This window comes from Brevundimonas sp., assembly GCF_030704825.1.
Lineage (GTDB): Bacteria > Pseudomonadota > Alphaproteobacteria > Caulobacterales > Caulobacteraceae > Brevundimonas.
Map to the genome: position 1 here is coordinate 181,978 of NZ_JAUYNX010000016.1, position 19,519 is coordinate 201,496.

The 19,519-nt window shown below is 69.7% G+C and carries 22 protein-coding genes; 15 read left to right on the top strand and 7 right to left on the bottom strand.

Going from position 1 to position 19,519, the window contains the following annotated elements:
- Window positions 1–10: 10 nt before the first annotated feature.
- Entirely contained in the window at window positions 11–1,666 is a 1,656-nt protein-coding gene (locus Q8Q71_RS09690; protein ID WP_305759378.1) for an ATP-binding protein, read from the bottom strand.
- A gap of 130 nt (window positions 1,667–1,796) precedes the next feature.
- Here Q8Q71_RS09690 and Q8Q71_RS09695 point away from each other — a divergent pair, with 130 nt between their 5' ends.
- A complete protein-coding gene (locus tag Q8Q71_RS09695; RefSeq protein ID WP_305759379.1) occupies window positions 1,797–2,486 on the top strand; it encodes a TorF family putative porin in 690 nt (229 codons plus the stop codon).
- Between the two features lie 14 nt (window positions 2,487–2,500).
- Here the strand turns inward: Q8Q71_RS09695 and Q8Q71_RS09700 are convergent, their stop codons facing one another.
- Window positions 2,501–2,809 carry a CsbD family protein gene (locus tag Q8Q71_RS09700; protein ID WP_305759380.1) on the bottom strand — a complete coding sequence of 103 codons (309 nt, stop codon included), beginning with the start codon at window positions 2,807–2,809 and terminating at the stop codon, window positions 2,501–2,503.
- Between the two features lie 430 nt (window positions 2,810–3,239).
- Here Q8Q71_RS09700 and Q8Q71_RS09705 point away from each other — a divergent pair, with 430 nt between their 5' ends.
- The 3 genes from Q8Q71_RS09705 to Q8Q71_RS09715 all read left to right on the top strand — a co-directional run bounded on the left by Q8Q71_RS09705 (window position 3,240) and on the right by Q8Q71_RS09715 (window position 4,603).
- Window positions 3,240–3,821 (top strand): DUF2239 family protein, encoded by a 582-nt coding sequence (locus tag Q8Q71_RS09705; RefSeq protein WP_305759381.1) that lies wholly within the window; start codon window positions 3,240–3,242, stop codon window positions 3,819–3,821.
- A gap of 208 nt (window positions 3,822–4,029) precedes the next feature.
- On the top strand, window positions 4,030–4,311 hold the full coding sequence (locus Q8Q71_RS09710; protein ID WP_305759382.1) for a type II toxin-antitoxin system RelE/ParE family toxin: 282 nt from the start codon (window positions 4,030–4,032) through the stop codon (window positions 4,309–4,311).
- Complete coding sequence (locus tag Q8Q71_RS09715; RefSeq protein ID WP_305759383.1) at window positions 4,286–4,603, top strand: HigA family addiction module antitoxin; 318 nt, start codon at window positions 4,286–4,288, stop codon at window positions 4,601–4,603. Before Q8Q71_RS09710 ends, Q8Q71_RS09715 begins: the two co-directional genes overlap by 26 nt.
- Here the strand turns inward: Q8Q71_RS09715 and Q8Q71_RS09720 are convergent.
- Together Q8Q71_RS09720 and cobS are read right to left on the bottom strand one after the other, a co-directional pair.
- Window positions 4,584–5,219 (bottom strand): hypothetical protein, encoded by a 636-nt coding sequence (locus Q8Q71_RS09720; protein WP_305759384.1) that lies wholly within the window; start codon window positions 5,217–5,219, stop codon window positions 4,584–4,586. The genes Q8Q71_RS09715 and Q8Q71_RS09720 overlap by 20 nt on opposite strands.
- Before the next feature lie 74 nt (window positions 5,220–5,293).
- Window positions 5,294–6,298, bottom strand: a complete 1,005-nt coding sequence (gene cobS / locus Q8Q71_RS09725) for a cobaltochelatase subunit CobS (RefSeq protein WP_305759385.1) — start codon at window positions 6,296–6,298, stop codon at window positions 5,294–5,296.
- Between the two features lie 123 nt (window positions 6,299–6,421).
- Here cobS and Q8Q71_RS09730 point away from each other — a divergent pair, with 123 nt between their 5' ends.
- Genes Q8Q71_RS09730 through Q8Q71_RS09745 form a run of 4 tightly spaced genes read left to right on the top strand, consistent with a single transcriptional unit; the run spans window position 6,422 to window position 10,093 of the window.
- Window positions 6,422–7,048: a TetR/AcrR family transcriptional regulator gene (locus Q8Q71_RS09730; protein ID WP_305759386.1), complete on the top strand. Its 627-nt coding sequence runs from the start codon at window positions 6,422–6,424 to the stop codon at window positions 7,046–7,048.
- Window positions 7,045–8,034: an HlyD family secretion protein gene (locus Q8Q71_RS09735; RefSeq protein ID WP_305759387.1), complete on the top strand. Its 990-nt coding sequence runs from the start codon at window positions 7,045–7,047 to the stop codon at window positions 8,032–8,034. The genes Q8Q71_RS09730 and Q8Q71_RS09735 overlap by 4 nt, the downstream gene beginning before the upstream one ends.
- Window positions 8,031–8,969: an ABC transporter ATP-binding protein gene (locus Q8Q71_RS09740; RefSeq protein ID WP_305759388.1), complete on the top strand. Its 939-nt coding sequence runs from the start codon at window positions 8,031–8,033 to the stop codon at window positions 8,967–8,969. The genes Q8Q71_RS09735 and Q8Q71_RS09740 overlap by 4 nt, the downstream gene beginning before the upstream one ends.
- A complete protein-coding gene (locus Q8Q71_RS09745) occupies window positions 8,966–10,093 on the top strand; it encodes an ABC transporter permease (RefSeq protein WP_305759389.1) in 1,128 nt (375 codons plus the stop codon). Before Q8Q71_RS09740 ends, Q8Q71_RS09745 begins: the two co-directional genes overlap by 4 nt.
- Here the strand turns inward: Q8Q71_RS09745 and Q8Q71_RS09750 are convergent.
- Entirely contained in the window at window positions 10,090–10,518 is a 429-nt protein-coding gene (locus Q8Q71_RS09750) for an organic hydroperoxide resistance protein (RefSeq protein ID WP_305759390.1), read from the bottom strand. The genes Q8Q71_RS09745 and Q8Q71_RS09750 overlap by 4 nt on opposite strands.
- A gap of 85 nt (window positions 10,519–10,603) precedes the next feature.
- Here Q8Q71_RS09750 and Q8Q71_RS09755 point away from each other — a divergent pair, with 85 nt between their 5' ends.
- Both Q8Q71_RS09755 and Q8Q71_RS09760 read left to right on the top strand, forming a co-directional pair.
- Entirely contained in the window at window positions 10,604–11,287 is a 684-nt protein-coding gene (locus Q8Q71_RS09755; RefSeq protein ID WP_305759391.1) for an AraC family transcriptional regulator, read from the top strand.
- Window positions 11,288–11,307: 20 nt separating this feature from the next.
- Entirely contained in the window at window positions 11,308–12,462 is a 1,155-nt protein-coding gene (locus Q8Q71_RS09760; protein ID WP_305759392.1) for a hypothetical protein, read from the top strand.
- A 3-nt stretch (window positions 12,463–12,465) separates the two neighbouring features.
- Here the strand turns inward: Q8Q71_RS09760 and Q8Q71_RS09765 are convergent, their stop codons facing one another.
- On the bottom strand, window positions 12,466–13,137 hold the full coding sequence (locus Q8Q71_RS09765; protein WP_305759393.1) for a J domain-containing protein: 672 nt from the start codon (window positions 13,135–13,137) through the stop codon (window positions 12,466–12,468).
- A gap of 45 nt (window positions 13,138–13,182) precedes the next feature.
- Between Q8Q71_RS09765 and Q8Q71_RS09770 the strand changes: the two genes are divergently transcribed.
- The 4 genes from Q8Q71_RS09770 to Q8Q71_RS09785 all read left to right on the top strand — a co-directional run bounded on the left by Q8Q71_RS09770 (window position 13,183) and on the right by Q8Q71_RS09785 (window position 17,838).
- Window positions 13,183–13,491, top strand: coding sequence for a BolA family transcriptional regulator (locus tag Q8Q71_RS09770; RefSeq protein ID WP_305759394.1), 309 nt, complete (start codon window positions 13,183–13,185; stop codon window positions 13,489–13,491).
- 95 nt (window positions 13,492–13,586) lie between these two features.
- A complete protein-coding gene (locus Q8Q71_RS09775; protein WP_305759395.1) occupies window positions 13,587–15,407 on the top strand; it encodes an ATP-binding protein in 1,821 nt (606 codons plus the stop codon).
- A 136-nt stretch (window positions 15,408–15,543) separates the two neighbouring features.
- Window positions 15,544–16,056, top strand: a complete 513-nt coding sequence (locus Q8Q71_RS09780; RefSeq protein ID WP_305759396.1) for an RcnB family protein — start codon at window positions 15,544–15,546, stop codon at window positions 16,054–16,056.
- Window positions 16,057–16,140: 84 nt separating this feature from the next.
- Complete coding sequence (locus Q8Q71_RS09785) at window positions 16,141–17,838, top strand: cisplatin damage response ATP-dependent DNA ligase (protein ID WP_305759397.1); 1,698 nt, start codon at window positions 16,141–16,143, stop codon at window positions 17,836–17,838.
- Here Q8Q71_RS09785 and Q8Q71_RS09790 read toward each other — a convergent pair.
- Window positions 17,820–18,437, bottom strand: coding sequence for a hypothetical protein (locus Q8Q71_RS09790; RefSeq protein WP_305759398.1), 618 nt, complete (start codon window positions 18,435–18,437; stop codon window positions 17,820–17,822). The two genes, Q8Q71_RS09785 and Q8Q71_RS09790, sit on opposite strands and share 19 nt — an antisense overlap.
- 104 nt (window positions 18,438–18,541) lie before the next feature.
- Between Q8Q71_RS09790 and Q8Q71_RS09795 the strand changes: the two genes are divergently transcribed.
- The gene (locus Q8Q71_RS09795) at window positions 18,542–19,519 is read left to right on the top strand and encodes a mechanosensitive ion channel family protein (RefSeq protein ID WP_305759399.1); all 978 of its coding nucleotides are present in this window, start codon (window positions 18,542–18,544) and stop codon (window positions 19,517–19,519) included.

A 19,519-nucleotide genomic window follows, 5' to 3' on the forward strand; every position in this document is an offset into this window, starting at 1 on the left:
CGGGTCGGGCTCAGGCCGCCTGACGCTCGGCCGGGGCCGCAGCCGCGGTTCCGACCCGTTCGGCCGGCAGGTGGATGGTGAAGATCGATCCCATGCCCGGCGTGCTCATGGCGCGCACGGAGCCGCCCATGGCCTCGATCAGGCCGCGGGCCAGGGTCAGGCCGACCCCGGCCCCCTCCTTGGCCCGCGTGGCGGAATCGTCGGCCTGGACGAATTTGCCGAACAGGTCGGGAAGGCGGGACGGAGCGATGCCGGCGCCGGTGTCGGCGACGCGGAACTCCAGTTCAGATCCGATCGCGCGCGCCTCCAGCTTCACGGAGCCCCGGGAGGTGTGACGCAGGGCGTTGTCGAGCAGGTGCCCCAGGGCCTGACGCAGATAGTCGCCGTCCAGACGCCAGAGACCCTCGATCGAGTCGTCCGCGGCGGCGACCAGTGTCAGCCCGGCGCGTTCGGCCGTCGGCCTGTGCGCGACGGCGAGCGAGTGGATCAGGTCGGCGGCGTCGACGCCGACCGGATCGGGAACCAGCTCGCCCTTTTCCAGCCGGGCGACGGTGAGGATGCGCTCGATGAGGGCCAGCAGGCTCTCGCCCGACTGTTTCAGCACGCCCAGCTGGCTGCGCTGCTTCGCGTCGAGATCCCCCATGGCCAGGATCTCGGCCATGCCCAGTACGCCGTTCAGCGGCGTGCGCAGTTCGTGGCTCATCACGCCCAGGAAGCGGGTCTTGGCGATATTGGCGCCCTCGGCGCGGTCGCGGGCCTCGGTCAGGTCCAGCTCGTTCTCTTCCAGCCGCCGGACGATGCCGCGGACCCGGAGGAAGAGGGCCATGGCGGCGGCGGCCAGCAGCAGGATCAGCCCCCCGACCGCGGGCGCGGCGCCCTTGAGCACCGAAAAGCCGGGCCGGTCCGGCGTCCAGCGCACCTGACCCAGGACCACGTCGCCCGGCCCCTCCAGCACGAGATAGCCCTGATTGTCCCGCGAGGGACCGGCCTCGGTGAGGGTGGGGCTCACGATCGCCAGATCCTTTTCGAGGGCGCCGAGGAACTCCGATACGGGCTTGGCGGAGACGATGACGGGGTCGTTGTCCAGCCGCGGCTGCGTCAGGTCCTCGCGCACCACGGTGCCGAGGCCGACCAGATAGATGTCGGCTCCCGCGCTCACCAGGGCGGTTTGGTTGACGGAGGCGTCGAAGCTCACGCGGGGCCGGTCGTGCTTGGCGGCGGCCTGGCGGCGCACCTCGGCCACCAGCGGGGCGACGGCGTCGATGAAGGCCCGTTCGCTGGCCGGGTCCACCGGTTCGCTGTCGCGGGAGGTCAGGATCAGATCCCCGTGCCGGTCGTAGACCAGGGTCACCGCGTGACCCATGAAGTCGGCGTAGTAGTCGCCGAAATTGATCTGGAGCCATTCCAGGTCCGGTCTGCCGGCCAGACTGATGACCGAGTCGTTCCAGATGGCCGAGGAGTTGATGTTCTCGATCAGGCCCTCGAGCGTTCGGTCCAGGCGAACCTGGGCCAGCTGGCGCTCCTTTTCGGCCTGGACCCGGTCGATGCCGGCGGCGGCGTAGGTCATCAGGCCCGCGGCGCCGGCGATGACGAGCGTCAGGGCGGCCAGGGTGATCGCGACGATCCGCCGGAGGTCCTTGCGTTCGCTGGTGGTGCGCCCTGCCATATCGGGAGTTGGCACGACTTCCATAAAGCGACGGTGAGGGAACGGGGTTATCGGCGCTTAACCCTGTCCGTACACGGAAGTTTGCCCGGTCGCCCCCGATAGTCCGGTCGAACGATCGGGGGCGGGATCCATGAACCATCGAGCAGTCGCGGCGGGTCTGATGGCGCTGGCCGCGTCGGGCGCTCCGGCGCTGGCGCAGGAGGCGGGGCCGTGGTCGGTCGAGGGCCGCGTCGGCGTCGTTTCCGACTATCGCGACAGGGGCTACACCCTGTCCGGCGAGGAGCCGGCGCTGCAGGGCGAGGCGACCCTGTCGCACGCCTCGGGCCTCTATGTCGGGGTCTGGGGCTCGACCATCGAGGAATACGGGATCGGGTCGGACGGCGACGGCGCCGAAGTCGAGGTCACCCTGTACGCCGGCTGGGCCGGCGCCGTGGCCGGCTTCGACGTAGACGCCGGGGTCTGGACCAACGTCTATCCCGACGGCGACGACGTGAACTACGTCGAGTTTCCCCTGCAGGCGGGCCGGACCTTCGGCGACGCGACCTTCAGCGCCGGCGTGGTCTGGGCCCCGTCGCAGACCGGCACGGGGGACGAGGCCAATACCTGGGTGTGGACCCGCGCCGACTACGCCCCCGAGGCCTGGCCAGTCAGTCTGCACGCCGCCCTCGGCCACGAGGACGGCGGCTTCGCCCCGGACGGCAAGACCGACTGGCGACTCGGGGTCGCGGCGCCGCTGGGCGGCTTCACCCTCGGCGTCGACTGGGTGGACAGCGACACCGAGGACAGCGCCGTGGTGGCCTCGGTGTTCCGGGGCTTCTGAGCCCTCCGCCCTGACTATTGGCGGCGACGGCCCAGGCCGCCGAGCAGGATGGCCAGGCCGGCGACGATGCCGGTGGTCAGCAGCGGCTTGCGGCGGGCGAAGTCCAGGCCCTTGCGGGCGTTGTCCTGATACTGGGCCGGGGCCTTCTCGACGAGGCCGTCCAGCCCGTCGATGACGCGGCCGTAGGCGTCCAGCGCCTTGCCCTTGACCTCGTTGATCCGGCCCTCGAGCTGCAGCTTGCCGTCGCCGGTCATCCGGCCGAGGCCGTTCTGGACCTGGCCCTCGAGCTCGGTGGCGGCGCCTTCGATGCGTTGGTCGGTCATGGGGAGGTCCTTGGCTGTGAACAGGGCGGGGAGGCCTGCAGCGAAAGTGCATGTCGGCGCCGGCGGTTCCTGCGGCAAGAGGTCCGGGACGGAAGTTTTCGGCGGCGGCGCAGGAGCGCGATGGATCCACAGGCGGGCGGCGACGGGTCATTTTACCCGGGCGATATTGACGCGTGGTTTTTACCGGGGTAAATCCAGAGATACACCATCCATAGAGTCCGCTCCGTCCAATCCGTTCGCTGCGTCCCGCCGTCAACCCGTCCACTCCGTTTTGCCCGGGTAAATCAGAGGACGCCGTCCGTAGCGTCCACTCCGTCCACTCCGTCCACTTCGGCCGTGGCGTCTTCTCCGCCTCCCGCCTCGCCGGGGGCGATCATGGAGGAGGGCTACGTCAAAATCGGCCGTATGGCCGTCATCCGGGAGCTCCGTCATGTCCGTTCCGTCCGACCTGCCCGTGGTCGCCTTCGTCGGCGCCGAGCGGATCGCCCGCGCGCCCCTGCATCGGGCCCTGCCGGCCATCCACGCGGCGGCGGCGGCGGGGCAGGGGCCGCTGGTGTTCGATCTGGTCGACGGCCGGGTGATCGACCTCGACCTGCGCGGCGACCTGGGGAAGGCGCGGGCCCGACTGGGGCCGGCGCTGGTCCCGCCCCCGGAGAAGCGCGGGCCGGGGCGGCCGAAGCTGGGCGTCACGGCGCGGGAGGTGACCCTGTTGCCGCGTCACTGGGACTGGCTGGCGGCCCAGCCGGGCGGGGCGTCGGTGGCCCTGCGCAAACTGGTCGAGGCGGCGCTGAAGGCGGGAGAGGGGCCGGACCGGGCGCGGCGGGCGAAGGAGAAGGCCTACCGCTTCATGACCGCCATGGCGGGGGATCTGCCGGACTACGAGGAGGCGACGCGGATGCTGTTCGCGGGGGACTGGGCGGCGTTCGACGCGGCGACGGAGGGATGGCCGGAGGGGGTGCGGGAGACGGCGCGGGAGATGGCGGCGGGAGCCTGGCGGAACGGGAACGGGTGATCCTTCTCCCCTTGCGGGAGAAGGTGGCGCCCGAAAGGGCTGGCGCCGGTCTCTCGACAGACACCGGCAGATCGGCGAGCTTACAAGCAATGAGGGAATAGCGGAAACAACCCGAGAGGAAACGACGCATGGAACCATTCTCCACGAGCACCCTCCGGGAGACAGACTGGATTGCACCGTATAACGTTATGCGTTATAGTTCTCCGCGATGATCCGGAGTTTCCGCGATCGCGAGACTGAGAAGGTCTGGGATGGCGGGCGATCGCGTCGCTTGCCGGGGGACATTCAGAACGTCGCCTTGCGGAAGTTGGCGGCTCTGGATGCGGCGGAGCGACTGGACGATCTGCGTCGGCCGCCCGGCAATCAGCTGGAGGCGCTGAAGGATGACCGGAAGGGCCAGCATTCCATCCGGATCAATCAGCAGTGGCGGGTCTGTTTCCGCTGGACCGACGGAGGGTGCGAGGATGTTGAAATCTGCGACTACCACTGACGCCGACTGGCTGAAGAACCCGACGCCGGGCGACGTCCTGCTGGAGGATTTCCTCAAGCCCGTCGGCATGAGCCAGACCGCCCTGGCCAACGCGATCGGCGTGCCGCCGCGCCGGATCAACGAGATCGTGCTGGGCAAGCGGGCGGTGACCGCCGACACGGACCTTCGCCTGACGCGCTACTGGGGCATGAGCCAGGGGTTCTTCCTGCGGCTCCAGATGAGCCATGACCTGCGCGAACAGCGGCGGAAGATCGGTCCGGCGCTGGAGATGATCACGCCGAGGGCGGCTTAGCGCGTATCTCGCGGATGGGGCCGCCCGGGAAGGTCAGGAAGTAGGCGGCCGAAAAACCGGCAAGGTCGATCGCATCGACAGATTCCAGTTCAAGCATTCCACTGGACCGGCTGTGGTCCGCAACGATGAGCAGTCTAATGTCGTCACCAACGGCTGCACGATAGGATGGGAGCCGACTTGATTTCCTCGCAATCGCGGCTTGGGCCTGCGCCACAGCATCTTGTGTTACCCAGCCTACACCATCGTCGACCTGCGACCATCTCGGGTGAAAAGCGACCCGAGCAAAGACTCTTGTCCCCGAAGGCGTTTCCATCCGTAGCAGCGGATCGGCGACCGACCTATCCGCCATCCCGCTTTCCGTCAGCGCTTGGGTGACCTCATGCTGATTGGAGTCGTCGAGATGGCCGAGCACTTGCACGGTTAGGATTGTGTCGGATTGGTCTGACCAAGAGCGGTAGAGGTTGTGCAGACGTTTGGCGTTGAACGCTTCACGTTGTCTCTGCCTGGATTGGCCGCTGGCCGTCAGGTCTTCGAACGCCAGGGTGATCTCCAATCCGAAGGACTCCGCGCCCTCGGTAACCAAGAAATCTGGTTCTTCCCGGTCGTCGCTGAACACCCAATCCTTTAAAAGGAGCCTTGAGGCTTCTTCGGCCCACCTCCGCTCCCACCATTTCTTGGTCTCGGCGGGTGTCACCCCACCTTCACCCGCGTCGCCGCCTCCGGCAGATCTTCCCCGAACGCCCGCTGGTAGAACTCCGCGATCGTCGGCCGTTCCAGCTCGTCGCACTTGTTCAGGAAGGTCAGCCGGAAGGCCAGCCCCACATCCCCCGCGAAGATGATCGCGTTCTGGGCCCAGGTGATCACCGTGCGCGGGCTCATGACCGTCGAGATGTCGCCGTTCATGAAGGCGTTGCGGGTCATGTCGGCGACGCGGACCATGGCGGCGATGCGGCGCTGGCCCTCGGCGTCGGACCATTCGGGGACCTTGGCGGCGACGATCCCGGTCTCCACGTCGTGGTCGAGGTAGTTGAGCGTGGTGACGATGTTCCAGCGGTCCATCTGACCCTGATTGATCTGCTGGGTGCCGTGGTACAGGCCCGAGGTGTCGCCCAGGCCGATGGTGTTGGTGGTCGAGAACAGCCGGAACCATTTGTTCGGGCGGATGACGCGGTTCTGGTCCAGCAGGGTCAGGCGGCCCTGCGCCTCCAGCACGCGCTGGATCACGAACATCACATCGGGACGGCCGGCGTCGTATTCGTCGAACACCAGGGCGATGGGGCGCTGGATGGCCCAGGGCAGCATGCCCTCGCGGAATTCGGTGATCTGTTTGCCGTCCTTGAGGACGATGGCGTGCTTGCCGACCAGATCGATGCGGCTGACGTGGCTGTCGAGGTTCACGCGCACCATCGGCCAGTTCAGCCGGGCGGCGACCTGTTCGATATGGGTCGACTTGCCGGTGCCGTGATAGCCCTGGACCATGACGCGGCGGTCGAAGGCGAAGCCGGCGCAGATGGCCAGGGTCGTCTGGGGGTCGAAGCGGTAGGCGTCGTCGATCTCGGGCACATGGCTGTCGCGCTCGGTGAAGACCGGCACGACCATGTCGCTGTCCACGCCGAAGATCTCGCGCACGGTCGCCTTGCGGTGCGGTTCCAGGGTCAGCAGCGGATCGGGGGAGGCGTCGAGCGGGGAGGTCATGCGCTTCCATAGAAAAGCGCGGGGGCGGGGTCCAGCGCCGGTTGGCCGCACGGTGAAAGAACGCCGCTTTACAGCCGCGGCCGCCCAGCGTAATAACTGACCGGTCAGTTATAAAGAATCGCCATGCTGCCTCCCGGCGAACCGAAATTCCGCCGCCGCCCCGCCGACCGCCCGGCCGAAATCCTCGCCGCCGCGCTGGAGGTGTTCGCCGAGCGCGGCTTCCAGGCCGCAAGGCTGGAGGAGGTGGCCAGGCGCGCCGGCGTGTCGAAGGGCGCGCTGTATCTGTATTTCGAGACCAAGGCCGATCTGTTCCGGGCGGTGGTCACCGACGCCATCTCGCCCAATCTGGAGCGGGTGAAGATGATGGCCGCGGCCCCCGTTCCGTTTGAACAGGCGGTGCGGATGGGCGTCGGCATGCTGGCCCGCACGGTGGTGACCGACCGCCGCATCACCGGCGTGGTCAAGCTGGTCATCGCCGAGAGCCGCAACCATCCCGAATTGGCGACCATCTGGCACGAGACGGTGGTTCAGCCCGGCATCACGTTGATGAGCGGCCTGATCGCGGCGGCGCAGGCGCGGGGCGAGGTGCGGGCGGGCGATCCGCGCCTGTTCGCCTTCGGAATCATGGGGCCGATGATCCTGTCGATGGTCTGGCGCGAGACGTTCGAGCCGGTCGGAGCCCAACCGATCGATGTGGCGAAACTGGCCGACCAGCATCTGGACACGGTCCTGAAGGGGATGATGCCATGACGCGTCCGAAACCGGGGCTGCGGCCCGTGCTGGCGCTGGGCGCGATCGCCGTCATCGGCGCGCTGGTCTGGTGGCTGTTCCTGCGCGGCGGCGAGGCGCGGACCCTGACCGGCTATATCGAGGGCGAGCGGGTCTATCTGGCGGCGCCGGTCTCCGGGTCTGTCGCCGCCCTGTATGTGCGCGAGGGCCAGCGGGTGGCGGCCGGCGGGCGGACCTTCCTGATCGACCCCGGCATCCAGCGGGCCCAGGCCGAGGGCGCCGCGGCGGCCGTCGGCGCGGCCGAGGCGCGGGCCGAGGACCTGAGGAAGGGCCAGCGGGCCGAGGAGCTGTCGGTGTTCGACGCGGAGCTGCAGGCGGCGCTGGCGGCCGAGCGCGTGGCCGAGGCGGACTGGTCCCGCATAGAGCCGCTGGTGCGGCGCGGCATCTATGCGCCGGCGCGGCTGGACCAGGTGCGGGCGGCGCGCGACGCGGCCCGGGCCCAGACGGCGGCGGTGCGGCGGCGGCGCGAGGTGGCGACCCTCGGCGCCCGCGAGGACGCGCTGCGTCAGGCCGAACAGCAGGCGGCCCAGGCGGAGGGCGGACTGAGCGAGGCCAATGCGCGGCTGGGCCAGCTGGCGCCAACGGCCCCCGGCGCGGCGCGGGTGGAGGAGATCTTCTACCGGCCGGGCGAATGGGCGGCGGCCAATGCGCCGATCCTGGCCCTGCTGCCCGACCGCGAGGTCAAGCTGGTCTTCTTCGTGCCCGAGGCGGAGATGGCGCGGTATCGACCGGGCCGGACCGTCAGCTTCCGCTGCGACGGCTGCGCGGCCCCGGGCAGCGCCCGGATCACCTGGGTCAGCGCCCGGCCCGAGTTCACCCCGCCGATCCTGTACAGCAAGGGCAGCCGCGACCGGCTGGTCTATCGCGTCGAGGCCCTGCCGGCGAACGCGGCGACGCTGAACCCGGGCCTGCCGGTGGATGTGGCGCCGCTGGAGGCGGGGGAGTGACCGAGGTCGCCGACCCCGTCATCGACGTGCGCGGGCTGAACAAGTCGTTCGGCGCCCTGCATGCGGTGAAGGATTTCGGCATCACCGTGAACCGGGGCCGCATCTGCGGCTTTCTGGGGCCCAATGGCGCGGGCAAGACCACGACCCTGCGGATGCTGTGCGGCCTGCTGACGCCCGACAGCGGCGAGGGGACGGTGCTGGGCCATGACGTCATGACCCAGTCGCGGCTGATCAAGCAGCGCGTCGGCTATATGACGCAGAAATTCTCGCTCTACGAAGACCTGTCGATCGAGCAGAATCTGACCTTCACGGCGCGGGTGCACGAGTTGGACCGGCGCAAGGCGCGGGTCGAGGCGGCGCTGGAGCGGCTGGGGCTGATCGGGCGGCGGGCGCAGCTGGCGGGCCATCTGTCGGGCGGGTGGAAGCAGCGGCTGGCGCTGGCGGCGGCGACCCTGCATTCGCCGGATCTGCTGCTGCTGGACGAGCCGACGGCGGGGGTGGACCCGGAGGCGCGGCGCACCTTCTGGGACGAGATCCACGCGCTGGCGGGCGAGGGCATGACGGTGCTGGTCTCGACCCACTACATGGACGAGGCCGAGCGCTGTCACGAGATCGCCTATATCGCCGGCGGCCGGACGCTGGCGCGGGGCACGGCGGACGAGGTGATCGAGGCCTCGGGTCTGATCACCTTCCACGCCGAGGGGCCGGGGGCCGACCGGCTGGCGCCCGGGCTGCGCGGCCAGCCGGGGGTGGAGATGGCGGCGCCGTTCGGGACCACCCTGCATGTGTCCGGCCGCGACCGGGCGGCGCTGGAGGCGGCGATCCAGCCGTACCGCAAGGCGCCGCTGGACTGGTCCGAGACGCGGCCGACGCTGGAGGACGTCTTCATCCAGCTGATCCACGACCTCGAGACCGGGAAGGCGAGAGCGGCATGATCTCCCTGACCCGCACCTGGGCCGTGATGGCCAAGGAGTTCGTGCAGCTGACGCGCGACCGGCTGACCTATGCGATGATCCTGCTGATGCCGATCATCCAGCTGCTGCTGTTCGGCTACGCCATCAACGACGATCCGCGCGGCCTGCCGACGGCGGTGCTGGTGCAGGACAACGGCGGCTTCTCGCGCTCGATCCTGACCGCGATGGACAACAGCGGCTATTTCGATCTGGTGCTTCGGGCCCGCAGTCAGGCCGAGCTGGACCGGGCCATGGAGCGGGGCGACATCCAGTTCGCGGTGATCATCCCGGCCGACTTCACCCAACGGGTGGTGCGCGGGGACCGGGCCCAGCTGCTGGTGGAGGCGGACGCCTCGGACCCGTCGGCGACCAGCGGGGCGGTGGCGGCCCTGGCCAGCCTGCCGACCCAGGCCCTGACGCGCGAGCTGACGGGCCCGCTGGCGAACCGGGCGCCGGGGAGCCAGCCGTTCGAGGTGGTCGTGCACCGGCGCTACAATCCCGAGGCCATCACCGCCTACAACATCGTGCCCGGCCTGCTGGGGGTGATCCTGTCGATGACGCTGGTGATGATGACCTCGCTGGGCATGGCCCGCGAGCGCGAGCGCGGCACGATGGAGAGCCTGCTGGCCACGCCGGTGCGCCCGCTGGAGGTGATGATCGGCAAGCTGACGCCCTATGTGGTGGTGGGCCTGTTGCAGGCGACGGTCATCCTGGTGATGGCCCGGCTGCTGTTCCAGGTGCCGATGAGCGGCGGCTGGATCGCCCTGGGGACGGGGCTGATGCTGTTCATCGTCGGCTCGCTGTCGCTGGGCTTCCTGATCTCGACCGTGGCGAAAACGCAGCTGCAGGCGATGCAGATGAGCGTCTTCTACATGCTGCCGTCGATCCTGCTGTCGGGCTTCATGTTCCCGTTCCGGGGCATGCCGGGGTGGGCCCAGGCCATCGGCACGGCGATCCCCGTCACCCATTTCCTGCGGGTGGTGCGGGGATCGCTGCTCAAGGGCGTGGGGCTGGAGAACGCCGGGCCCAGCCTGTTCGCCCTGGCCCTGTTCGTGCTGGCGGTCGGGTCGCTGGCGATGCTGCGCTACAGGACGACGCTGGACTAGGTCGCCGTCAGCTTCACATCCACATTGCCCCGGGTGGCGTTGGAGTAGGGGCAGACCTGATGGGCCTTGCGGATCAGGTCGTCGATGACCGCCTGATCGAGGCCGTGGTCGGTGACGGTCAGCTCGACGTCGAGGTTGAAGCCCTCGCCCCTCGTGTTCTTGCCGAAGCCGATGCCCGCCGCGACCTTGGTGTCCGGCCCGACCGGGGCGCCCGCCTTGCCGCTGACCAGCCGCAGGGCGCCGAGGTAGCAGGCGGCGTAGCCGGTGGCGAACAGCTGTTCGGGATTGGTCCCGGCGCCGCCCTTGCCGCCCATTTCGGTCGGGACGGACAGCAGGACGTCGATCTTGCCGTCGTCGGTGGCGGATCGGCCTTCGTCACGGCCGCCGCCCGAGGCGACAGCGTGGGCGCGGTAGAGGACTTCCATGGGAGGGCTCCTGTATCGGGGGAGCCCCTACCTATGTACGGCGGGCTGTCGATGCGAGGGCGGCGATCCTGTAGAGTGCGCCGCGATGGAGCCATCCCCGCCCGTTCGCCAGCAGCTCGCGCCCCGGCAGCGAATCCCGCGCCACCGCCACCAGGGCGCCTACGCCGCCCTGGTGCTGCGCGGCGGCTATGACGAGGCGGGGGAGACAGGCCGGCGCCGGCTGACGGCGGGCGACGTGGCGGTCCATGAGATGTTCTCCAGCCATCAGAACGCCGTGGCCGGGTGCGGGGCGGTGGTGCTGAATCTGCCGGTGCGGCAGATCTCCGCCGGCTTCGGCCGGATCGCCGATCCCGACGCCGTCGCCCGTCTGGCGGAAACCCGGCCGCTGGAGGCGTCGCGGCTGCTGCGGGCGACCTTCGTCGGCGCGACGGTCGAGATCGGGGACTGGCCGGACCTGCTGGCGCGGGACCTTCTCGCCGGACCGGGGGTGTCGCTGCACGACTGGGCCATGGCCCGCGGCCTCGCCCCGGAGACGCTCTCGCGCGGATTCCGGCGGGCGTTCGGCGTCACGCCCAAGCGCTTCCGCTACGAGGCCCAGGCGCGGCGCGCGTTTCGGGCCGTCACCGAAGGGCAGGGGGCGCTGGTGGAGGCGGCGCTGGAGTCCGGCTTCGCCGACCAGAGCCATATGAGCCGCGCGGTCGCCGACCTGACCGGCGCGCCCCCGGGGCGCTGGCGGCGATGGTCAAGTGGAGACAAGACCGCCGGATAGGATGGCGGCAGGCTGGCGTCATGCTTCGCCGAACCTTGCTGGCCGCTCCCCTGGCCCTCCTCGCCGCGCCCGCCCTGGCGCAAGCCGTCGCCGCCCCGCTGATGCGCACGGTCTGGACCATCGCCAGCTCGGAAGGCGTCGACGCCCTGGCCTTCCTGGGTCCGCTTTCGGGCAAGCCCTTCTACGCCGACCACTATCCGGACGAGCTGGCGGCCTTCAAACCCCGGCTGGGCGAGGAGACGATGGAGGCCCTGATGAGTCTCCATGCCGAGGCCGAAGCCGTCGGCGGCCTGCTCTGGCCCGGGCTGACATTGATCTTCTCCGGCGGGCCGGACGCGACCATCGAAGACTTGCTGGCCGCCCTCGACGCCGCCGAGACGGTGCTGGAGCCGCCGTTCCGGGCCAGCGTCTATTGGGACGTCGCGGACTGGGACCGGTTCATCGCCGGGCGGGACCGCCTCCGCCTCGTCCTCACCGGGCTGCGCGACGCGGGCTTCGCGGCCTTCCGGAACGAGCGCATCGCCGGACCGGCGGAGCGGAAGACGGCTGAATTGACGGCGCTGTTTTCCCGGCTGGACATCATCGCCGAACAGGAGCGGCTGCTGGGCCGCGCGCTGGAGCCCGGGATCCGGGTCGAGCTGTCCTGGTTCTGCCGGCCGCACGGGGTCAAGGTCCAGGGGCAGAGGTTCATCACCCATGTCGCCGCCAGCGACCAGATCATGGTGCTGACCGCGGCCCACGAAATCCTGCATCCGCCGTTCGACATGCAGGGGCCGGTCGCCCGGGCCTGCTACGCGGTGCTGGAGGCGGACCCCCTGTTCAGCCGCATCCTCGCCGAGAAGGATCCCGGGACGGGCTACAATTCGCTCGAGGGCATTCTGAACGAGGACACCTGCCAGGCGCTGGACCAGATCATCCAGGAGCGGCTGGGCCTGGCCTTCCGTCCCCCGGCCGCTCGCTGGAACCGCGCGGACCAGGGCATGCATGTCCTGGCCGCCGGCCTGTACGGGACCCTCATGGCCGAGGGGTACGACCGGACCGGCGGGAATCTGGAAGCCTGGATGCTGGAGGCCGCGACCACCGGCAAGCTGTCGCCCTCCCGGCTGCACGCGGCCGCGGCGCGGGTGCTGGAAAAACCGGTCGACCGGCTGTGGACGACTCCGGCCGCGGCGTGAGCGTCAGGCGAGTCCCGCCTTCTTGAGGGTCTTCCAGGCCTTGATGACCCGTTGCAGCTTGGCCTCGGCGGTGCGGTCGCCGCCGTTGGTGTCGGGATGGAAGCGCTTCAGCATCTCGTGATAGCGCGCCTTGATCCCCGCCTTGCTGGTCCGGGCGTCCAGATCCAGATCGGCCAGGGCGGCCCGTTCCAGCTTGCCGAGGCGCAGGCCGTCCTCGCCGTCGGGGCCGGCCTGTTCCTTCATGCGGCGGCCGAACAGGCCGAAGCTGTCCTGCCAGCTGCCGGCGCCCTTGTTGTTGGCCGTGCCCATCTTCGAGGCGAAGGCGGCGGCCTCGCGGCTGAATTTGCCCGCCTTCATCTCCCAGGTCGGACGGCCGCCGGTCATGGCCTCGTTTTCCTTGGCCGCGCGGACCTCGCCGTCGGTCATGCCGGCGTAGAAATTCCAGCCCTTGTTGTACTCGCCGGCATGGCGCTGGCAGAAGTCGTAGAAGTCGTTCAGCCGCTCGCGCGACTTGGGCGCCCGGGCCGTGGCGGCCTGGCGGCAGTCGGGCCACTGGCAGGGCTTTTCGCCCGGTTTCAGGTGCAGGACGTCGGCCTCCGCCGCCTCCTCTTCGGGGCGGGGCGGCTTGACCCGCATATCCTTGAATCGCGGCTTGTATTGAAAGGCGGATGACATCGACCGAAGTGTAGGGTCGAATTGGTCACCAACAAGGACACAGCCATGCCGGAAGGCCCGATCGCGACGATTATCCGGAAAAAACTGACATCCGGCCTGTCGCCGGAGCGGCTTGAGATCGAGGACGACAGCGCGCGGCACGCCGGCCACCACCACGAGGGCGGCATGGACGGCCGCCCCGGCGGGGAAAGTCATTTCAACCTGACGGTGGTGTCGTCGGCCTTCGAGGGCCAGGGACGGGTGCAGCGCCAGCGGGCGGTCAACGCCCTGCTGCGCGACGAGCTGGCCGGCCCGGTGCACGCCCTGTCGATACAGGCGCTGACTCCCGGCGAAGCCGCCGCCGGACCGGCCTGATGTTCGTCGACGGCTTCATGACAGATCGTCCACGTTCATCTCGTCTTAGAAGGTTCATCCTAGCGTCCCGGTCGGGTAATCGAGGGGCGGGCGCAATGGTGGAATCCGACGGCATCGGCAAGTCCATCAATGGCGAGCCCGGCGCCGGCGAAGCCGCGCAGGCGCTTCGCGCCATCCTGCAAACCCAGTATCTTCGCTATCTGATCATCGCCAGCTGGGCCCTGGGCCTGCTCTCGGTCGTCGGACCGCTGATCGCCCTCGTCTGGTTCGGCGGCACGGTCGCGGCCGGGGCGCTGCGCGGCGCGGTCGAGAAACGCATCAGCGACCGGGTCGGCGCGGGCTGGGGCCTGGTCTTTCCGGCCGTCGCCACCGCGACCACCGCCGCCTGGGCGACCGCCCCCCTGCTGGCCTGGTTTTCGGGCCATCCCTTCGGCCACCCCCTGGCCATGACCCTGCTGGTCGGCGGCTATGTGCTGGTCTTCGCGCAGCTGCGCAGCTCGCCCAAGCAGGCGATGGTGATTTCCTCGCCCTACGGGGCCGCGGCCTCGATCATTCTCGGCTCGTTGTGGGGCACGCCGCTGTTCCTGCCGTTCCTGGCCGTCGTCCCGTTCACGGCGGCCGGGCTGTTCGTGCTGGTCACCATGACCATGCTTCGGGAAGAGCGCATTCGCGCCTTCCAGGAGCACCAGGCCCACCTGATCGAGGAGCTGGAAACGGCCCGGGACAAGGCCAACGCCGCCAATGACGCCAAGTCCAACTTCCTCGGCGTCATCTCGCACGAGCTGCGCACGCCGATGAACGGCGTCCTCGGCGCCGCCCAGCTGCTGGGCGCGACGCGGCTGGAGCCGACCCAGCGCGAATATCTGTCGATCATCCGCAACTCGGGCGACAATCTGCTGAGCCTGCTCAACGACATCCTCGACATGACGAAGATCGAGGCGGGAAAGATGACCTTCGAAATCGTCGACGTGTCGATCGAGGACCTGCACAAGCGGGTGATCGGCCCGTTCCAGGCCCAGGCCGAGGCCAAGGGCCTGACGTTCACGGCGCAGTTCGAGGGCGACATCCCGGCCGTGGTGCGCGGCGATCCGCTTCGGGTCTGCCAGGTCATCCACAACCTGCTGTCGAACGCCGTCAAATTCACCGACCGGGGCGAGGTCGCCTATCTGGTGCGCGGCCAGCGCCTGGAGGACGACCGGGTCCGCTTCGATTTCGCGGTGACCGATTCCGGAGCCGGTATCGCGCCGGACGATCTGGCGCGGCTGTTCCAGCCCTTCACCCAGGTCGACGCCTCGTCGACGCGGCGCTTCGGGGGCACCGGCCTCGGTCTGACGATCTCGCGGCGCATGGCCAACATCATGCAGGGCGACATCAGCGTGACGTCGACCGTGGGCGAGGGTTCGACCTTCACCTTCTCCGTCGAGGCGGACGTGGTCGAATGGGCGCGCCAGGCGGCGGCCGAGCCGATCCATGCCGAGGTCGAGGACGGGCGGGCGCTGAGCGTCCTCGTGGTCGAGGACCACCCGGTCAACCGGATGATCCTGGAAGCCTGGATGGGATCCGCCGGCCATGCCTCGGCCACGGCCGAGAACGGCCAGATCGCGGTCGAGGCGGCGGCGGAACAGTGTTTCGACCTGATCATCATGGACGTGAACATGCCGGTGATGGACGGCCTGACCGCCACGCGCGCCATCCGCGCCGGCGGCGGCCCCAACAGCGACACCCCGATCGTCGTGCTGTCGGCCTCGGCCCGCAGCGAGGATCACGCCGCCGGACTGGACGCCGGGGCCGACGCCTATCTGAACAAGCCGATCGACTTCGCCGCCCTGGCCAAGGTGATGAACCGGGTGAGCGGAGGCCGGACGGCCGTCCGTTCGCTGGTCGACGCCGGCGAGACGGCGGCGGCGGCGGCCTAGAATCCGGCGCCAATAGCGTTCGAAACGCGACCGCCTTCTGAACCTCGGGCGACCAGCGACGTTCAGACCCGGCTCAACCGGCCGGTCCCAGAGTGCAGGCAAGTCGAAATCCTTCGGCCGCACCTGGAGACCTCTGATGAAGAAGTTCCTCACCGCCGCTGTCGCCGCGACGCTCGCCATGAGCTCGCTGGGCGTGGCCTCGGCCGCCGAAGCCCAGTCGCGCGGCCATCACGAGCAACGCCAGGATCGCCGCGACGATCGGGACGACCGCCACGAGGACCGTCGGGACCACCGCAACGATCGGCGCGAGGATCGCAACGATCGCCGCGAATGGCGCCAGGACAATCGCGACGACCGTCGCGAGGCCCGTCAGGAACAGCGCGCCTACGCCCGCTGGCAGCAGTCGCAACGGCGTTACAGCGCGGGCCGCTATCACGCCCCGCGCGGATATCAGACCCGTCAGTGGGCCTATGGCCAGCGGATGCCCTCCTATTACCGCTCGGACCAGTACATCGTGAGCGACTACAGCCGCTACGGCCTGCGCGCCCCGCCCCGCGGCTACCAGTACGTTCGCAGCGGCAATGACGTGATCCTGTCCAACACGAACAACGGCCTGATCGCCGCTGTGATCGCCAGCCTGTTCAACTAGGCTGCGTCCCGACCCGAAATGCGCCCCGCAGGGAAACCCGCGGGGCGTTTTCCGTTTGCCTTCGACAGGGTTAGACGGATGTCGATGCGCGCCTTCGCCGAATTGCTGGACCGCCTGTCCCTGACGGCGTCGCGCAACGCCAAGCTCGTGCTGCTGCGCGACTATCTGCGGGTCACGCCTGATCCGGACCGGGGCTGGGCGCTGGCGGCTCTGACCGGCGACCTGACCTTCGACGCCGCCAAGCCGGCGATGATCCGCAAGGCGGTCGCCGCGCGCGTCGATCCGGTGCTGTTCGGCTGGTCCTATGACTATGTCGGCGACCTGGCCGAGACCGTGGCCCTGATCTGGCCCGGCGATCCCGACCACCGCGCCAACCGTGAGCCGCAGCTGGGCGAACTGGTCGATGCGCTGCAGGCGGCGGGCCGCGGCGAGGTCCAGGGCCTGCTGGAGGGATGGCTGAACGCGCTGGAGCCCAAGGGGCGCTGGGCCCTGCTCAAGCTGATGACCGGCGGGCTGAGGGTCGGCCTGTCGGCGCGGCTGGCCCGGACGGCGGCGGCGATGATGCGGCCGGCCGCGGTCAGCGAACCGCCCGATCCGGAGGGCGGCGAGACGACGACGCCCCTCGCGCGGGTCGACGTGGCCGACATCGAGGAGATCTGGCACGCCCTGGCTCCGCCCTACGCCGACCTGTTCGCCTGGCTGGAAGGTCGGGCCGGGCGGCCGAGCGGCGACGCGCCGGGGCGGTTCCGGCCGGTGATGCTGGCGGTCGCCCTCGACGAGGCGGTGGATTTCGAACGGCTGGACCCGGCCGACTACGTCGCCGAATGGAAATGGGACGGCATCCGGGTGCAGGCGGTGCGGGAGGGCGGGGTCGAGAAGCTGTATTCGCGCACCGGAGACGAGATTTCGGGGGCCTTTCCGGACGTCATGGCGGGGTTGTCATTCGAGGGGGCGGTGGACGGGGAACTGGTGGTCTGGCGGGACGGCGGCGTGGCGCCGTTCGGAGACCTGCAGCAGCGGCTGAACCGCAAGACCGTGGATGCGAGAATGACGGCGGCGTTTCCGGCGGCCATCGTCGCCTATGACCTGCTGGCGGAAGGGGGCGAGGACCTGCGCGCCCTGCCGCTGGGCGAGCGGCGCGCGCGGCTGGAGGGGCTGGTCGCGCGGGCGGGCGCGGGGCGGCTGCATCTGTCGCCGCTGCTCGACCATTCGGGCTGGGACGAACTGGCGCGGCTGCGGGCGGATCCGCCGGTAGGGGCCGCGGCCGAGGGGCTGATGCTGAAACGCCGGGACAGCCCCTATGTCGCCGGACGGCCGAAGGGGCCGTGGTTCAAGTGGAAGCGCGACCCCCACGTTATCGACGCCGTGCTGATGTACGCCCAGCGCGGCCACGGAAAACGGTCCAGCTTCTATTCCGACTACACCTTCGGGGTCTGGACGGAGGCGGGAGCGCTGACGCCGGTCGGCAAGGCCTATTTCGGCTTCACCGACGAGGAGCTGAAGCAGCTCGACAAATTCGTCCGCGACCACACCGTCGAGCGGTTCGGACCGGTGCGGTCGGTCAGGGCGGAACGGGAGTTCGGCCTGGTGCTCGAGATCGCCTTCGAAGGGCTGAACCGTTCGACGCGGCACAAGTCGGGGGTGGCCATGCGGTTTCCGAGGGTCAGCCGCATCCGCTGGGACAAGCCGGCGCGCGAGGCCAATACGCTCGACGACGTCATGGACCTGCTCGACGCCATCGAGGGCGGCGGCGGGAGGATCGCTCAGCCGGTCGCGGGCTGAGCCTTCTCCCGCCAGGCCGGATCGCGATCGCCGGTCAGGCCGCACAGCTGCAGGAAGCCGATCACCGGCGCCGTTCGCGCGGGCGCGGGCCGGTCCAGGAACAGCTGGGCCGGGGCCTCGCCGCGGGCGATCAGCGGCAGGACGATCCAGCGCTCCGGGAACGGGCGCACGTCGATGTCCGGATCAGCCTTCAGATGCGGGCAGTAGCGCAGCGACCGGTCGACGCAGGCCCGGTGCAGGGGCGCGATGGCGCCGGCGTCGATCAGGATGGCGTCGTCCGTGAGATCGGCCGGCAGCCCCGCGCCGCGACCAACCGACCGCAGCCGGCCGGCGGTCGCGGGGTGGGCCACCTGGGTCCAGCGGTCCCCGAGCGGCGTCGGCCGGCCGCACATGGGACACAGCATGTCGCGCACGGACAGCCGCTGCCGCACGGCGTGGTTGTGCGAATAGAGCGGCTTACCCAGGCCGGGACGCTCCGCCTGGACGATGGCCAGGGCCCCGCCGACCGTGGGGCAGGGACGAACGCCGAGCGTCGGCTCTCCCGTCCAGCCGGTCACCCAGGGCACGTCGACCCCGACCTTCAACGACGATGTTCTCATGGCGGGCTCCGCGCCTCGATCCTACGCCGGATATCGTCGCCGTCGGGCGGCGTTTGCCGGCCGGCGGGGGTTCCAAATCGGGACGGAGGCGTTAGACCCGGCCCATGTCCTCCCTCCTCCCCTCCTTCAACCAGGCGCTCGCCGCGGGCGAGAAGGCCGCGGCGGTCGATACCGTCATGGTCGCCAAGCTGACCGACATGGCCGGCGACTTCGCGGTCAATCTGACCATCGCCGTCCTGATCCTGATGGCCACCGTGTTTGCGGCGCGCTGGGTCTCGGGCGTGACGCGCCGGGCGCTGTCGCGGGTCCGGGGCTTCCGTCACGACCAGACGGTGCTCAGCTTCGCCGTGCAGGTGGTGCGGGTCGTCGTCTACATCATCGGCCTGATCGCCGTGCTGCAGCGGCTGGGCGTGCAGACGACCTCGATCATCGCCGTCCTGGGGGCGGCCTCCCTGGCCGTCGGCCTCGCCCTGCAGGGGACGCTGTCGAACGTGGCGGCCGGCGTGCTGCTGCTGGTGCTCAGGCCCTACAAGGTCGGCGACGTCATCGATATCGGCGGGGCCTCGGGCACGGTGCAGCGGCTCGACCTGTTCGTGACCCAGATGTCGAACGCCAACAATCACAAGATCGTGGTGCCCAACGCCAAGGTGCTGGGCGATGTCATCGTCAATCTGACCGGACAGAAGACGCGGCGCATCGAGATCCTGTTCGCCGTCGGCTACAGCGCCAATCTGAAGCAGGCTCGGGCCGTGATCGCGGGCGTGGCCGAGGCGCATGAAAAGGTGCTCGCGGACCCGGAACCCTGGGCCGGCGTGACCAATCTGCTGGACAGCTCGGTCGAGGTGACGCTCCAGGCCTGGGTCCAGGTCGACGACTGGTGGCAGGTCAGGGCCGACCTGACCCAGGGGGTCAAGGAGGCGCTGGACGCCGCCGGGGTCGAAATACCCTTCCCGCATCAGGTCGCCGTGGCCTATGAACCGCCCGCGCCGGGTCCCGACCCGGTCGAGAAGCCGAAACCCGAACCCAAGCCCCAGGCCCCGGCGCCGGCTCCCCGCCGCCGCCGGCTGGGCCAGAAGGCCTGA